The sequence below is a fragment of the Exiguobacterium sp. Leaf187 genome, assembly GCF_001423925.1.
In the GTDB taxonomy this organism is placed as follows: Bacteria; Bacillota; Bacilli; order Exiguobacteriales; family Exiguobacteriaceae; genus Exiguobacterium_A; species Exiguobacterium_A indicum.
The window spans coordinates 774,651-789,631 of record NZ_LMPR01000009.1; the positions used below are offsets into that span (position 1 = coordinate 774,651).

General features: G+C 44.7%; 10 protein-coding genes. 3 read left to right on the plus strand and 7 right to left on the minus strand.

The genetic code is table 11. The features are described 5' to 3' along the window. Window positions 1-157: 157 nt before the first annotated feature. From ASF99_RS08320 to gltB, 4 genes are all read right to left on the minus strand, one after another. Complete coding sequence (locus ASF99_RS08320) at window positions 158-2,170, minus strand: BglG family transcription antiterminator (protein WP_055968456.1); 2,013 nt, start codon at window positions 2,168-2,170, stop codon at window positions 158-160. Then, on the minus strand, window positions 2,163-2,456 hold the full coding sequence (locus tag ASF99_RS08325) for a hypothetical protein (protein ID WP_023468563.1): 294 nt from the start codon (window positions 2,454-2,456) through the stop codon (window positions 2,163-2,165). The genes ASF99_RS08320 and ASF99_RS08325 overlap by 8 nt, the downstream gene beginning before the upstream one ends. Window positions 2,457-2,614: 158 nt before the next feature. Continuing rightward, window positions 2,615-4,081, minus strand: coding sequence for a glutamate synthase subunit beta (locus ASF99_RS08330; RefSeq protein ID WP_055968458.1), 1,467 nt, complete (start codon window positions 4,079-4,081; stop codon window positions 2,615-2,617). Then, entirely contained in the window at window positions 4,078-8,550 is a 4,473-nt protein-coding gene (gene gltB, locus ASF99_RS08335; protein ID WP_055968460.1) for a glutamate synthase large subunit, read from the minus strand. Before gltB ends, ASF99_RS08330 begins: the two co-directional genes overlap by 4 nt. Window positions 8,551-8,844: 294 nt before the next feature. Between gltB and ASF99_RS08340 the strand changes: the two genes are divergently transcribed. Continuing rightward, a complete protein-coding gene (locus ASF99_RS08340; RefSeq protein ID WP_023468566.1) occupies window positions 8,845-9,687 on the plus strand; it encodes a transporter substrate-binding domain-containing protein in 843 nt (280 codons plus the stop codon). 2 nt (window positions 9,688-9,689) lie between these two features. Beyond that, window positions 9,690-10,367: an amino acid ABC transporter permease gene (locus ASF99_RS08345; RefSeq protein WP_023468567.1), complete on the plus strand. Its 678-nt coding sequence runs from the start codon at window positions 9,690-9,692 to the stop codon at window positions 10,365-10,367. A gap of 82 nt (window positions 10,368-10,449) precedes the next feature. Here ASF99_RS08345 and ASF99_RS08350 read toward each other — a convergent pair whose 3' ends face one another. Continuing rightward, window positions 10,450-12,291: a putative bifunctional diguanylate cyclase/phosphodiesterase gene (locus tag ASF99_RS08350; protein ID WP_370688659.1), complete on the minus strand. Its 1,842-nt coding sequence runs from the start codon at window positions 12,289-12,291 to the stop codon at window positions 10,450-10,452. Window positions 12,292-12,437: 146 nt separating this feature from the next. Here ASF99_RS08350 and ASF99_RS08355 point away from each other — a divergent pair, with 146 nt between their 5' ends. Beyond that, window positions 12,438-13,067, plus strand: a complete 630-nt coding sequence (locus tag ASF99_RS08355) for an FMN-dependent NADH-azoreductase (RefSeq protein ID WP_023468569.1) — start codon at window positions 12,438-12,440, stop codon at window positions 13,065-13,067. Here ASF99_RS08355 and ASF99_RS08360 read toward each other — a convergent pair. After that, window positions 13,064-13,939, minus strand: a complete 876-nt coding sequence (locus ASF99_RS08360) for a helix-turn-helix domain-containing protein (protein WP_055968462.1) — start codon at window positions 13,937-13,939, stop codon at window positions 13,064-13,066. The genes ASF99_RS08355 and ASF99_RS08360 overlap by 4 nt on opposite strands. Before the next feature lie 22 nt (window positions 13,940-13,961). After that, window positions 13,962-14,828, minus strand: a complete 867-nt coding sequence (locus ASF99_RS08365; protein ID WP_023468571.1) for a helix-turn-helix domain-containing protein — start codon at window positions 14,826-14,828, stop codon at window positions 13,962-13,964. Window positions 14,829-14,981: the final 153 nt, after the last annotated feature.

Below are 14,981 nucleotides of genomic sequence, written 5' to 3' on the forward strand. Positions count from 1 at the left end.
TGATTGCGTTGCTATGACCTTATTGTAAGATCATTGCAAGCGCTTACTCAATCTTTCCTAGTTCAGTCTTTGTCCAAGAAGTTGGACAGACTGAAAAGAAGCCTGCTTGACGTGAAAAAATCCCTGTCACTTCAGGAATGGAGTGACAGGGATTTTTTCACGTGTGACCTAGGAATTGATCAATGACCGTTCGAAACGTTCGATTCAAAAGCAGACGAATCGTCTGTTCCTCCCCGAACTCGAATTGATCCATTTGTTCGGGACTCTCGATGATGGCAGCACTGATCGAACTGAGTAATTCAAGCAGTTCGTTCGAGGTCTCTTCCGGTGCGACCAAGACGAGGAGCCGTTCGACGGATTGTAACTGTTGATCCATTCCGAGCAAGTCGATCGGTTCAGGCAATTCAAAGATGAGGAATCCCCCTCGTTGAATCGTCGCATCGCGTCCGTGAAACAGCGCAAGCCGCGTTCCCGGAATACCAAGACCTGACATCTCATGACGACGTAGCAATTGTCCAGAGAGCGAAACAGCTGACTTCGCCAATCCTTGCTCGACCATGCGTGTACTGATCTCAAACAAGAGCGATTCAATCCCATCGCCCACCCGCTCTAACCGTTCCATTCGGAATCCGTCCGATACTTGAATGGACGATGCAACGAGCCGATGCAATTGCTCAAGATCGAGCCATTCCGTTTTTGTCTTTCGCGGTGCCGGTTGAAAGGATTTAGGCAAGGCGAGAATTAATTTCCGAATCCGTTCGACCTCATCCTGAGGAAGCAACGGGTTGACGAGAAGATGTGGTGGACGAATGTCAGGCAACGGTACAGTCGACAATACAAAGTCGTACGAATCGATTGGTAACCGTTCGATGCCAAACAAGGACGAGTTATCGATGTGCTCGAGTTCAGCGAATTCTTGCCGTAACCGATTCATCAATAACTTCGAGGAACCGAGTCCAGCAGAGCAGACGACTAGAACACGATATGGGAGTTTTGATGTCGGTTTGCTGAGAACGGCACCGAAATGCATGACCCAAAATGCTAAATCTACGTCTTCAAATGTCGCATCGGTGAAGATCGACAATGCTGCTTGTTTGACCGCATCAAACAAGCGCGGATATTCCCGTTCGATTTGTTTGATGACATAGGACGGATTGACGCTATTTTGACGGGTGTACGATTGAATATGCGAGACGAGTCCGCGTTCTAGCGCATGATCCTTCGTAAAGTTCGTTCCATATAGTAAGGAGACATGCTCAATCAATCGTTTTACACGAAGGCGCGTGACGAGTTCCTCCGTATCTCCTGCGTCCGATTGAAAGAAAGCACGCAATTCTTCTGATAACCATTGGCGTTCGGCAATCGACAACGTGTCAGGTAATCGCTCTTCGACGCGTTCCACCCACTTGAGGATTTCGACCGGATACGCTTTTAACTCGTAACGCATCGGAAACTGATCTTTGCGTAACGCTTGTAAAGCTAAGCTGAGTGTCGCACGCATGATTTGTCGGTCATTGAGACGCCCTTCTTTCGTCAATGGCGCTATGACCGCGTACGCTTGATTGATCATCTCAAGCCAGGTTGTTCGATTCATGCGTAACAGATGAGGTAATTGCCCGGCGTCGCCTTGTAACAACCGATAGAAAGCGAGAACATCCCATTGCGTAAAGATCAATGAAATCAGTAAACGGCGTTTGTTGATTTCTTCGCCGATGACTTCGGCACCAATACCTTTTTTGCGCTTGATTTCAAGGTCATATTGTAGAAACCATTCATCAATCCGTTCTAAATCCTGGCTAACCGTGCTCGGAGCCACATACATCGCATGGGCGATTGCCTGTAATTTGACCATCCCTTCTTCTTGTAGTAGCCGATACGCTAACTCGACTTGGCGATCTTCAGCGTTCGGTAATTGTTTATGTGACAACAAGAGTTGGTCCCGTAATGCATGTTTGGCTTCGTCCGTTCCCTCAATTAAGAGACCTCTGCCGCGAACATATGTCAAACGCAAATCATGATCTTCTAAAGACTGGGCAAGACGATCGCGTTCACGTTGAATCGTTCGTTCCGATGTCTCGAGCGTTTGCGCAATCTCTTGTATTTGAACAGGTTCCTCGCGTGATAAGAGGAAAAATAAGATATCATGTTCCCGTGGTGTAAATTCAGTCATGCAGCCTCACTCTTTTCTGCCAAGATTCGAGGATGACGTCATATGCAGTCGGATCAAGAATCCGATCGACTGGATGAACCGAACAATGTGTTTTCCATACGTGTCGATGGACGAGTTGCGTTTCTCCGACGATAAAAGCTGCTTGATCAGGTAGTTCTGCGATCCGACATGTCTTGACGTCTGTCGTAATACCGCATTCAAGTAAGCGCTTTCTTAAAATCGTAGCCCCCATGATACTACTCGCCATTCCACTCTCGCATACGAAATAGATGATTTCTGAATTCATCTGTCATACCTCCTCTTCATTTTATAAGAATAGCAGAAATATTTTCGGTGTTTCACCTTGAAACAAAATCAATAGTTATTTTTGAACTGGCAGATTTCTTTGCCAAACACAAAAAAGCCTGGATTTCCGATGTTGCCAGAAAATCCAGACGATGTGATTTAGCCTGTTTGTTGCATTGCTTTTAAATATTGTCCAACGGCTTCTGCTACTTCACGACCTTCGCGAATCGCCCAGACGATCAGTGATTGACCACGTCTTGCGTCACCTGCGGCAAATACGCCTGGACGGTTCGTCGCGTAACGTGTCGTCTTGATTTTCCCACGTTCCGAGGCGACTGCTAAATGTTCGAGTACGTTCTCTTCGACACCACTGAATCCAATGGCAATCCAGACTTGATCGACTGGGAAGTAACGATCGCTCCCTTCGATCTCCTCAAAGATCACTGTACCCGATTCATTTTTTGTTTTCGTCGTTTGAATCGTCCAGACACCGGTGACTTGACCCGATTCACTTGTTGTGAATCGCTTGATCGCGATCAAGTATTCACGAGGATCCCGACCGAATTGTTGCAACGCTTCTGCGTACCCATAATCGATGGAGTAGAGTGACGGTGTATCCGGCCACATGTTTCCTGTTGCACGCGTCGTACCCGGTTGTTCATGTTTACCGAATTGGACGACGGAGCGACAGCGTTGACGGAGTGCTGTTGCCACACAGTCCGCTCCTGTATCGCCTCCACCGATGACGAGAATATCTTTATCTTTCGCATCGTGATCAGCAGACAACGGTTCTTGCGAGAGCACGTGACGTGTCACCCCTGTCAAATAATCCATCGCATAACCAACTCCACGCGTTGGCGCATCCGTTAATTTGCGTGGTTCCGTCGCGCCGACACATAAGATAACGGCGTCATACTCCGCTTCAAGTGTCTCGAGAGTGATATCTGCACCGATCGTGACGTTCGTCCGGAAGTGAATCCCTTCTGCTTCAAGCAAATCAACACGGCGCTGTACGACCTCTTTATCAAGTTTCATGGCTGGTATACCGTACGTGAGTAATCCGCCAATCCGATCTTCCCGCTCGTAGACCGTCACTTGGTGACCGGCTTGATTCAGCTGATCGGCAGCCGCAAGACCGGCAGGACCAGATCCAACGATGGCAATCGAACGTGTCGATCGTATTGCTGGAATTCGGGGCACGACCCATCCTTTTTCGAAGCCAATGTCGATGATTGTCCGTTCGATATCTTTGATCGCGACCGCAGGTTCATGAATCGACAACGTACACGATCCTTCACATGGTGCTGGGCAGACACGACCCGTGAATTCCGGGAAATTGTTCGTCTCAAGAAGGCGATCGAGTGCCTCTTGAAAACGTCCTTCTTCTACGAGCAAGTTCCATTCTGGAATCAAGTTATAGACTGGACAACCAATCTTCACTTGATCAAATACTTCCCCTACATGGCAAAACGGGGTGCCACAATCCATACATCGACTTGCTTGTTGACTCGCTTCCGCTTCCGTCAAAGCCGTCTTATATTCCTTAAAATCACCCACCCGTTCGCTTGGATGTCGTTCCGTTCCACCCGAACGAGCAACTGTCATGAATTGATCGCGTCGTTTCATCGTACCCCTCCTGTTCTGCGCCCTAGATGTGTCTCAAATGCGAGCAACATCGCTTCTTCGGTGTTGTGTCCTTGTTTAGCGAAATCAGCCATCAACGTTGTCACTTTCTCATACGTCGAGGGAATGACGCGGATGAACGAATGAATGACATGATCCCAGTTCGCTAGAATCGCATCGCCCTGCTCACTTCCGGTCCGTGCGACGTGACGTTCGATGAACGTCTTCAGTCGCGCAATCTCTTCGACATGCGTGACAGGTCCCGTCGAAACGAGTTCGCGGTTGACACGTTGTAAAAATTGTTCAGGATGACGCGGCAAGACATAGGCGACACCACCTGACATACCGGCAGCAAAGTTTTTTCCGACATCGCCAAGGACGACGACGGATCCACCGGTCATATACTCGAGTCCATGGTTGCCGATTCCTTCGACGACGGCGACGGCTCCACTGTTTCGAACCGCAAATCGCTCACCTGCCTGACCGTTGACATAAAGTTCTCCACTTGTCGCCCCGTAAAGTGCGACATTACCAATGATCGATTGATCGGACGAGACGAACGAAATCGAACGTGGAGGATGGACGGCGATGATACCCCCGGACAATCCTTTCCCGACGTAATCATTCGCTTCTCCCGTGACATCAAGTGTTATACCACGTGGTAAATAAGCGCCTAAACTTTGTCCGGCAGATCCATTCAGTTCGAGTTTCAATCGATCTGTCGGCAGACCAAGGGCCCCAAACCGTCTTGTCAGCATGGCACCGGTCTGTGTTCCGATCGCACGGTCTGTATTTTGAATCGTTAAACGTAGTGTCTGAGGCTGACTGAAATCTGCCGCCTCTAAATACGGCGAGATTTCACGCGCGTCAAAAGAACGCTCGACATGATGCTGTTGTTGTTCGGCCGGACCGTGTGTCACGTGAACGAGGAGACGCGAAAAATCAAGACTCTTCGCCTTCCAATGCGTCCGTTGTCGTTCTGACGGTTCGAGTAAATCCGTCCGCCCTACGAGATCTTGCAGCCGTCTTACACCGAGCTTCGCTAAATGTTCTCGTACTTCCTCTGCGATGAACGTCATGAAATGGACGACATCATCGGCAGATCCTGTGAATTTCTTACGGAGCTCTGGATCTTGCGTCGCGACACCAACAGGACACGTGTCTAGATGACACGCTCGCATCATGATGCATCCGACGGCGATGAGCGGCGCTGTCGCAAACCCATACTCATTCGCTCCGAGCATCGCGGCGAGGATGACGTCGCGACCAGTCAAGAGTTTTCCGTCGGTTTCAAGGACGACACGCTCGCGTAATCCGTTTAATGTCAACGTTTGGTGGGTCTCAGCAAGACCAAGTTCCCATGGCAGTCCGGCATGTTGAATACTCGTCTTCGGCGAGGCACCCGTGCCGCCGTCATGACCACTGATGACGATGACGTCCGCAAGCCCCTTCGCAACCCCAGCCGCGATCGTCCCAACGCCACCTTTGGCGACAAGTTTGACGCTAATCCGGGCTTGATCGTTGGCACGTTTCAAGTCATGAATCAACTGCGCCAAATCTTCAATCGAATAGATATCGTGATGGGGTGGTGGAGAAATCAATCCAACACCAGGTGTCGATGCACGCACCCGCGCAATCCACGGATAGACTTTTTCACCAGGTAATTGACCGCCTTCACCGGGTTTCGCACCTTGTGCCACCTTGATTTGTAATTCGTCCGCGTGAACGAGGTAATGACTCGTCACCCCAAAACGACCAGAGGCGATCTGTTTGATCCGACTCATCCGGAAGTCACCATTTTCATCCCGTTCGTACCGTTCCTCTTCTTCACCGCCTTCACCACTATTACTCTTACCACCTAATCGGTTCATCGCGATCGCAAGCGTCTCGTGCGCTTCTTTGGATAACGATCCGTAGGACATCGCACCCGTCTTAAAGTATTTGACGATTTCGCTGACAGGCTCAACTTCTTCAATTGGGATCGCCGTCGTTTCCTTGAACGTTAACAGATGTCGTAGCACCGTTGCCGGTTCCTCCTGAATGCGTTGAGCGTACTTTTGATAGAGCCGGTAATCATTCGTCCGGCATGCGTGTTGCAACAAATGAATCGTTGCTGGGTTAAAGGCATGATGTTCTCCCGCTTGACGGTACCGGAAGACACTGCCGGACTCTAAATGAATCCGTTCATCTGCAATCTGTTGTGCTCGTCGGACTTCTTCTTCCATCAGTTCAAGCGTCATCCCGCTCAATTGAGAGACCGTACCCGTGAAGTGCTCATCGATGACGGAACGATCGATTCCGACCGCTTCAAAGATTTGCGCACCACGGTAGCTGAAGACCGTCGAAATGCCCATCTTCGACATGACTTTGACGACGCCTTCCGTGACTGCTTTTTGGTAACGTTTGTCGACATCCGTAAAACGATCCCCTACCGCTTCTTCAAGCGTCGCATATGCCAGGTACGGATAAATCGCATCCGCACCATATCCGAGCAACGTTGCGACATGGTGGACTTCACGAATCTCTCCCCCTTCAACGATCAAGCTGAGATTTGTACGTAATCCCTTGCGAATCAGCGCATGATGAATCGCACTCGTCACTAAGAGGATGGGCATCGGCAAGGTGCCGGGGCGTACGAGACGATCCGATAACGTCAATAATTCATACCCGTTTCGTGCAGCGGTCACAGCCTCATCAACGATCATGTCGAGTGCTTCTGCAAGCGAGTCGGTGAACGTCGTCGAAATCGTTTTTTGCTTAAGTCCACTTTGTTTAAGCGCATGGGCTTCGTCTGGTCGCAGAATCGGCGTATCCAAGCGAACACGACGACAGTTCGCGCGGTTCGGCGTCAGCAGTTCCCCTTGTCGACCAAGCCATGTCAGCGTCGAGGTGACGATCTCTTCGCGTAACGCGTCAATCGGTGGATTCGTGACTTGTGCGAACAGTTGCTTGAAATATCGGAACAAGGATTGAGGACGTTCACTTAAGACCGCTAGCGGTATATCCGTTCCCATCGCGCCTAACGGATCCTTTTGTTCTTCGACGAGCGGGATCAAGTATTGATCGATATCTTCACGCGTATATCCAAAATGCCGTTGTTTCGTTCCAAGTTCAACGAGCGTTTCCTTGAAGTCGTTACTTGAAAGGGACACGACTTCTTGCGCGAGCCACTCCGCGTAAGGGTGCCGTGTCGCTAGCTCCCGTTTGATCTCTTCGTCTGCAATCAACTGACCGGACGCAAAGTCGAGTAAAAGCAGTTCACCCGGTGTTAATCGTTTTTTGTACAGAATGTCTTGTTCACGAAGAGGAAGTACCCCTGCTTCTGACGACAACATGAAGTGACCATCGCGTAACAATACATATCGCGCTGGGCGTAAACCGTTTCGGTCAAGCGTCGCACCAATCTGTTTTCCGTTCGTAAAGACAATCGCAGACGGACCATCCCATGGCTCCATCATGCTACTGTGGTACTCATAATATGCGCGCTTAGCCGGTCTGATCTCAGCATGTTCGAATGGTTCTGGTACGAGCATCAGTGCTGTCTCAGCGAGCGAGAGTCCGGACAGATGAAGAAACTCAAACGCATTATCAAGCATCGACGAGTCACTACCTGTCTCATCTAGAATCGGTAACACTTCCTCTGCCCGATTACCATACGTCGTCTCGGCCAGTCGACGTTCTCGACCGCGCATCGCCCGAATATTTCCTTGCAACGTGTTGATTTCACCGTTGTGAATCAAATAACGGTTCGGGTGAGCACGTTTCCAACTTGGGAACGTATTCGTACTAAAACGCGAATGCACGATACCAAATCCTGATTGATAGCGCTCATCTCGTAAGTCATCGAAGTACGCGCGCAATTGATCCGTCGTCACGAGTCCTTTGTAAACGATCGTTTCACTCGAGCTACTCAAGACGTATTGTTCAAGACCGAGTTGTTCTGATTCACGTTCAAATGCGCGACGAATCAAAAAGAGTGTTCGTTCAAATGTCAATCCTTCCATCGCCTTTGCACCAATGAAACATTGACGAATGACTGGCTCCGTGCGGCGGGCACCCGACCCAAGCACTTCTGACTGAACAGGTACAGTACGCCATCCTAAGACGTCTTGTCCTTCTGTCAAGATGATGGATTCTAATGTTCGTTCGAGTCGCATCCGTTCCCGTTCCTCACGTGGTAAGAACATCATGAAAACGCCATAATCCCCTTTTTTAGGGAAGGAAATGTGGCGAACCGTTTCACGAAACAAACGATCTGGTAATTGCGTTAAAATACCCGCCCCGTCTCCCGTCTTCGCATCGCTTCCTTGTCCACCACGATGTTCCATTTGACAAAGCATGGCCAATGCATGTTCAACAATTTCATGACTCGCTCGTCCTGTTTGATGTGCGTAAACCCCGATCCCGCACGCATCATGTTCCATACGAGGGTCGTATAATCCCTGCTGTTCAGGGTACTGATGAAATGTCATGGTAGCACTCTCCTTGCCTTCTTAATTTTCTGTATATTCAGTTAAATTATACTTTACACTCTTTTATGTTTATTCGCTACTATGCATAATCACCATTTTATTTAACCTTTGAAGATAGAAATACCATATATCAACATTGATAACGCTTACATAAATATGGATATTCATTCAATATTTTTTTTAGTTGAATTCTACACTTTGTGCGCGTATTACTTTGCCCGAACATAAGATTCCGTGGTATTTTTAACTATGAAAAGAGTTATTGATCATGGAAGTAGAGAGAGGAATAATACGATGAAAAAAACAATGCAATTTACGGGTCTCTTGATCGCAGGAAGCTCGATCTTATTAAGCGCATGTGGTCAGCAAGAGGAGAAGGCAACCGCATATGACAAGATTCAAAAAGATGGCACAATTGTTGTCGCGACGGCTGGTACACTTTTCCCGACATCTTACCATGAAGAGAAAAACAATAAGTTGACTGGATTTGATGTCGAAGTCGTCAAAGAAGTAGCAAAGCGTCTTGATTTGAAAGTGAAATTCAAAGAGATGTCATTCGACGGTATGTTGACAAGCGTCAATACAGGTCAAGTCGATCTTGCTGCTAACGACATTACGATTACCGATGATCGTAAAGAAAAATTCGCGTTCTCAAAACCATATAAATATACGTATGGTACGGCAATCGTCCGTAAAAGTGATTTATCAGGCATCAAGTCTCTTGAAGACTTGAAAGGGAAAAAAGCTGCCGGAGAAGCTACAACGACATATATGCAGATTGCTAAAAAATACGGTGCAAAAGAAGTCACGTACGATAACGCGACGAACGATCAGTATCTACGAGATGTCTCAAATGGTCGAACAGACGTCATCTTGAATGATTACTACTTGCAAACACTCGCTGTCGATTTCTTCAAGGACTTCGATATTACGATTCACCCTGATATCGCTTATAATCCAAGTCAGGTTGGTTTAATCATGGATTTAGATAACAAGGAACTTCAATCCAACATTAACGAACAACTCGATAAAATGAAGGAAGATGGCACATTAAAGGAAATTTCGAAGCAATTCTATGCTGGAAAAGATGTCTCTCAAATGCCTGACGTCAAAACGACGATCGTCGATGTGAATTAACGATGTCTTCGATTGATTGGCGGTCCGTCTTCAATCCGGAATTGGCGGTTGAATCGTTTCCTTATATTTTGAGTGGACTGGGACAGACGCTATGGATTTCCTTGCTCAGCATGGCCATTGGTCTTGGAATTGGTTTGCTCCTTGCCCTTTGTCGTCTGTCTAGGCTTCGACTTTTACGTATCGGAGCGAGCGCCTACATCTCGTTCATGCGAGGTGTTCCGATTCTCGTGTTGCTGTTCATGTTGTATTTCGGACTGCCGGTCATCAATATTCAACTGGACGCGTTAACAGCAGCAATTACCGGTTTTAGTTTGAATAGTGCTGCGTACATGGCAGAGATCATTCGTTCTTCCTTACTATCGATTGATCGTGGTCAGGAAGAAGCGGCAGCTTCGCTTGGTTTATCGCGATATCGAACGTTCGTTGGTATTATTTTGCCACAAGCGATCCGAATCGCCATCCCACCGCTTTCAAACGTCTTGCTTGATCTCGTCAAAGCCTCGTCGCTTGCTGCCATGATTACTGTCCCTGAAATATTTCAAAAGGCAAAAATCGTTGGTGGGCGTGAATTTGATTATATGACCGTTTACTTTGTCGTTGCGTTCATTTACTGGGGAATTTGTTCCTGTATCGCAGTCATCCAAGAGATTCTCGAGCGTCGTTTTGCACGGTATCTCTGATTCATTATTTCGCAAACTGTTATACAAACAGGCGATGGACCATGTCCATCGCCTGTTTGCTTTTTAAATTTTTACTGATTGGTTACCCTTCCCGATACATCGCTAAAAAATGTTCGAGTTGCCGCGGTTGTAGCGGTCGATGGAAGAGGTACCCTTGCAACGTATGACATCCTAACCGCTCGAGCAACGCTGCCTCTTCTTCTAGTTCGATTCCTTCTGCGACGATCGTCATATCTAATCGTTTCCCTAATTGAATGATTGTCTCGATCATCGCTCGTTTTTTTTCAGAATGAATCGCTTCTTGAACGATTTCTTTCGGAATCTTCAATTGATCGAATGGAAGTTCAACGAGAGGCTGCATAGAGGAAAAACCGGTTCCGAAATCATCGAGTGCAATTCGAATTCCGTATAAATGGAGCGCATTCAATGTCTCAATGATTTGTTCCGTTCCCTCGATGAAGATGTGTTCTGTCATCTCGATTTCAAGGAGTGATGGTGGAAAACCTGTTTGTTTTAAGGTCGTCAGTACTCGATCTGTAAAATCAGGTTGTCGCAATTCCCAAGGCGAAACATTCACTGAAATCGTTATAGGTTCCTTCCCTTCTTCCAACCATACTTTTCCTTGTAAGCAAGCTTGTCGCATGACCCAGCTTCCAAGCGTTTCAATGAAACGTGTCCGTTCCGCAAGTGGAATGAACTCATTTGGCGGAACGAGACCATACTCCGGGTGATTCCAACGAATTAATGCTTCCACTCCTGTGATTTGACGCGTTCGTGCATTGACTTGAGGTTGAAATAAAACGAAGAAATCACGATCCAACTCTGCATCGTACAAATCGCGTGTTAATTGAAGCGCTCGCTTTCGTTCATTTTGAGTCGCTAAATCTGTAATCGCATACGTATTTTTTCGATTTGCCTTTGCTGTAAATAATGCAATCTCTGCATCGTTAATGACATGGTCTGTTGTTTCATCGTTCATGTATGAAACACCGATACTTGCAGTTACATTAATCTGCTTAAAATCGATTTGTACACGTTCTGCTACACTCGACAAAATATCATCACAGAGCACGCGTGCATCGTAATGGTGTGGTGCATGCAATAAAAAAGCACTTCCACTTGCTTTCGCAATTGTACAGTCCGGAAAGTGATTCATCAATCGCCGGCCAATGATGTGTAACGAGCGGTCTCCAGTTCGGTATCCGAATGCATCGTTGACTGTTTTGAAATCGTCCAGATCAACGAGACAAATCATATCACCTTCTCGTTTCTTCTTATCTACTTCAATCACAAATGAAGATCGGTTTGATAAACCTGTCACAGGATCCGTGAATGCTTGTTCTTGTAAACGGGCTAGGTAGTCAATATTACGTTCAAGACGGGTGACGTATTGATTATGAATCAATAAACTAATGATCGTCGCAATCAAGATAAGTCCAATGCGCGCGATGTGATCGGATGCAAACATCGTGGCATTTTCAAAAGATGGAGTATGATACCAAATATAGAGAAGAGAAATCGTCGTAATGCTCGTTGCATACAGCAACATTGTCCGATTAATGACGACTAATGACGCTAAAATGAAAAGAAGTGCACATGCCCAAACCGTTTGGACACCACGATCGATGAACGGATAATAAATGTACGGAATCAACAAAAAAACACTCGACATTATATGTGGCTTTAGTCGATCTGACAGTGTACTTTTACCAATGAAGTATTGTGCTATTCCAGCACTCGCAATGACGAGAGCGCGAATCCAATCCTCCCCATTTAAACCAGAACGACTAAACAGGTTAGCAACGATATATAAAATGGCACCACAACTCGTCAATACAAAAATGATCATCCCGAACAACTGATAATTTGCCCGGATTTCTCGATGATATTGCAAACTATTGGAAGAACGTCGCTGTGTGTTCACCGCCATCCCCTCTTTCTAGTTCCTGTCGGTTATTTTCCTTATCAGAACCAAAACAAAACCTGAATTTTCTAAAAATAATAAAATAATGGGAAGTCATGATTTTGATTAGAATGGGAATAGATAGGTATAGAAAGGAGCGATTAACTATGTCTCATCTACTTTTTATTGAAGCCAACGATAGCACACATCAAAAAAAAGGCATTAGTTCTGAATTGAACGATGCTTTCCTAAATGCGTATCGTGAGCATCATCCTGGCGATACAATCACGGTTTTGAATTTATTCGAGGAACGTCTCCCCTTCTTTGATTTAAAGCTTGCGAATGCGGCAGGTCGACTATTTAAAGGAGAGGAATTAACGGGAGATGATGCGATCCACGCACAACGGCTTCAAGAATATTTAAACGGATTCTTAGATGCCGATAAGGTCGTCTTTTCATTTCCGATGTGGAACTTAACAGTTCCTGCACCGCTTCACAACTATATGGATTATCTCGCACAGGCTGGTCAAACGTTTCGTTACACAGCTGAAGGTTCGATCGGACTGGTTGAAAACAAACAAGTGTTGTTGATTCATTCACGCGGTGGCGATTACTCGACAAAAGAGAAAGCACCAAGTGAACACGCTGTTCGCTACATGTTAGACTTATTAGCATTTTTCGGAATTGATGATGTATCGACAGTCATTTTAGAAGGGCATCAACAATACCCCGATCGTGCATCTGAATTGATTGAACAGGCACTTCTTGCATGTAAAAAGACAGGTGAACGATTCTAAATACGAAATAAAACAAATGAACTATTTTTTTCAAGTAAGATTTTTTCATGAACAGGTAGATTAAAGGTACGGAATAATGAGTACGCCATTGTAAAGTCTTTTTGGATGTCAGAGGGGTTACGATTCAAAATTTTTTTGAAGTAACCTCTTTGATAATATAGTTGACCTAAAAGTTGACCATCTTCAATTTGCAAGCTCTCTTGAATGCCTTGTTCAGTAATCTCTAATCCAAGTTGATTTCGATTTTGTTCAGATAGTTGTTTTGCATAGTTATAAAGAATCTTAATACGAACTTTTTTCAGTTCAGTTGTGTCATAGTTAAACCGAAGCAATTCTTGAAAGCTATTTTCTGCTGAATCAAAATCCTCATGCTCAATAAAAGAAATCGCGATTGCCATATGAATTCTTAAATAAAGCGTTGGAGATTTGAATTGTAATGACGTATGCATCAATAATTGTTTAAATTCACCAATGGTTTCAAGATAAGTTCTAAAATTTCGTTTTTCATGAATGATAATTTCATAATACATTGCTAAAAATTTTATCTCATCGTAGTCTATTTTGTTTTTTATATCATCAATAATCATGCAGGCTTCTTCAAATTGATGACTTTGTAACAACCTCAATAATTGTTGATCATAAGATGTAAACATATCACTCCGAAGATGATCTTCAAACAACATGGAGAGCGGTACCTTAAGACGTTTTGCAACTTGTTGTAACCAATCAATTGTTGGTGAATTTTTACCATTTTCTACTTTACTAATTTCGGCTTGACTACATATTCCCTTACATAATTCAGCTTGAGTCATATTTTTCTCTTTTCGAATCCGTTTAATTTCATATCCTATTGATGAAGATAAATGACTCATACGATCTCCTCCTTCATCTATTTTAAAGTTCAAAGTATAAAAAATCACGTTTACCATTTAATACTAGTTCAGCGTGATTTCTATTGTCTAACGCGTGAAATATGGTATACGCGTGAGTAAATGCTTCTTGAATGTCCTTACGAGGATAATCTAACTTTTCATAAAAACAACCTCGTTGATAAAAAAAATGACCTAACAATGACGTATCTTTTCTTTCTAGAGATGATTGAATGCCTTTTTCCGTTATCTTCAGTCCCATTTCAAAATCTGATTGAAAGTACAGTTGCTGCGCATAGTTATACATAATTTTAGATTTTAGTTTTATCAAATCATATGTCATATAATCATACTCTAATAATTCTTCATATATTTTTCGCGCATATTGATATTGGTGATTTAAATAATAATAGTTTGCGACAGACATTTTAATTCTTAAGAAAATAGATGGGTATTCGATTTCCATTTGTTCTTGATCTGATAAGTAAAGTAATTGAGAAATACAAGTACGGTAGTCAATATCTTTTTTACCCTCACGAGCTACCCACTCAAAATAACGAATTAATAATTGAACAGAAGAAGGTAAATCATTTGGTGTTTGTTTAATGAAATCAAGCATGTCATCATAACGATGTCGTCTAGAAAAGTCAGACAATTGTCTATCAAATTGATGAAATAGACTGGTCTCATTCGCATCAATGAAGAGATGAGCCGTTGAAGTATGGAGCTTTTGGGATAACCGTTGAACAATATCTATCGTCGGCATGATTTTTCCATTTTCGATTTTACTCAATTCCGCTTGGCTACATACATCTCTTGCTAATTCTGTTTGCGTTAAATTTCTTTCGACACGTAGTTGTTTAATATGTTGACCAAATGCTTCGATTTCCAAAATTTCTGCTCCTTTCTTGTAGTTTCATTTCCACTTAACAGCGTGTTTATTATTTGATTAAGTATACGGAGAAATCAGTTTATGATTCCGAAAAATTTTTCTTAACAGATAAAGAAGATAGCGAATTTTATGCACTCTAAAAAACAAGATATA

What these genes read in the sequence shown, in the direction of transcription:
- ASF99_RS08345 (WP_023468567.1), top strand. Translation starts at nt 9,690, where the DNA reads ATGTCTTCGATTGATTGGCGGTCCGTCTTCAATCCGGAATTGGCGGTT.
- ASF99_RS08325 (WP_023468563.1), bottom strand. Translation starts at nt 2,456, where the DNA reads ATGAATTCAGAAATCATCTATTTCGTATGCGAGAGTGGAATGGCGAGT.
- gltB (WP_055968460.1), bottom strand. Translation starts at nt 8,550, where the DNA reads ATGACATTTCATCAGTACCCTGAACAGCAGGGATTATACGACCCTCGT.
- ASF99_RS08330 (WP_055968458.1), bottom strand. Translation starts at nt 4,081, where the DNA reads ATGAAACGACGCGATCAATTCATGACAGTTGCTCGTTCGGGTGGAACG.
- ASF99_RS08360 (WP_055968462.1), bottom strand. Translation starts at nt 13,939, where the DNA reads ATGAGTCATTTATCTTCATCAATAGGATATGAAATTAAACGGATTCGA.
- ASF99_RS08355 (WP_023468569.1), top strand. Translation starts at nt 12,438, where the DNA reads ATGTCTCATCTACTTTTTATTGAAGCCAACGATAGCACACATCAAAAA.
- ASF99_RS08340 (WP_023468566.1), top strand. Translation starts at nt 8,845, where the DNA reads ATGAAAAAAACAATGCAATTTACGGGTCTCTTGATCGCAGGAAGCTCG.
- ASF99_RS08320 (WP_055968456.1), bottom strand. Translation starts at nt 2,170, where the DNA reads ATGACTGAATTTACACCACGGGAACATGATATCTTATTTTTCCTCTTA.